This window comes from Paenibacillus sp. 01L418, assembly GCF_056400045.1.
In genome coordinates this window covers 1-1,170 of the sequence record NZ_JBFTSN010000777.1, presented here as the reverse complement: position 1 = coordinate 1,170, position 1,170 = coordinate 1, and the positions used below count along the sequence as shown (strand labels likewise).

Sequence of the window (1,170 nt, the reverse complement as noted above, 5' to 3'; positions counted from 1 at the left end):
GACGTGAACAATTAGAGGCGGTGACGAGTTTGTTCTTTTCTAGACTGGGATTAAATTTCTCAGATTGAAACACACTGCGCTACCAAAGGAAATAGAAGGAAATGAATCCTCGTATCTAGAAGACATACAGACTGTGCGCATGACGCGGCAGACTGTATGGAGGGGATAAGCTTGATGCAAAAGCAAGGCAGAATTGCGTTTCTGTGGATGAATTACTTTTTGTTAGGGATAAGCGTTTTGTTTTATATTGTTCTCCTGCGGGCACCGAGCGTCTTTTTGGAGGGAGCTGCTGCCGGAATGATTGTGTATGGTGGATGTTACGGGTTGATCCGTATCGGGTGGCAGAGGGTTGTCAGAGGGGCGCTGCTTGCAGTATTCTTTTCCATATTTGCTTTTGCATTGTACACAGTATGGTATGTTCTACAGAAGCTCTAGTATCTGCATAACGGTAAAGCATCATCACTCCTTGTAAAAGCCCTCTTCAGTATGCAAGAACGTAAGAGGGCTTTCGCTGGTGGCTCTTTCTAATTTATAAAAATGAATTGATTAGCAGGTTCATTACGCTAACGGGCAACGATAGTTCAATAAAAACACGGAAGTAGCCGACCACAATGGTTGGCTGCTTCATTACGCTAACTGGCAGTTTAGCGCAACTTCCACCTTCTGGAAGCGTAGTGGCCTCAAGAATTAGAAATGACTTTATGGATGTGGTATCACTTGTCTTACAGCATAACTAAACGTATTTCGTATGTCTTAATTGTAATCGGAGTGTTGTTGTTTATCTTTGGCCTGTGGCAATACATGCCAAAGTCATTTTCATCTCAAACGCCAAATAGTGTGATTATGTCAATAATTGCAAAAAGGATAACATTTCCTATCTTGGGTCTAATGTTAACGGTTATTGGTTATTGGTTATGCGTTTTTGAAATTCGTTCGAGAAATTGAAGTAGAGATTCAATTGCTTAGAGATGAACTAAGTCGATTAACTAAGGTGGTCGAAGTGCAAGGAAAAGATACAAAATAACCTCATTCATTCAATACCACAGACCAACTGCTACGCTAACGGTAAAAGATAGCACCATGACAATAGGCTACCAGCACCATGGGTAGCCTTTCAGACAACGGGAAAGTTATGCTTAATATCTTCATGAATCCATCGGTGAAATAATG

General features: G+C 41.2%; 1 protein-coding gene. It reads left to right on the top strand.

The window, feature by feature from the left end:
* The first annotated feature begins 171 nt into the window (after nucleotides 1-171).
* Nucleotides 172-435 carry a hypothetical protein gene (locus tag AC1DSE_RS35555; RefSeq protein WP_144376872.1) on the top strand — a complete coding sequence of 88 codons (264 nt, stop codon included), beginning with the start codon at nucleotides 172-174 and terminating at the stop codon, nucleotides 433-435.
* Nucleotides 436-1,170 lie beyond the last annotated feature (735 nt).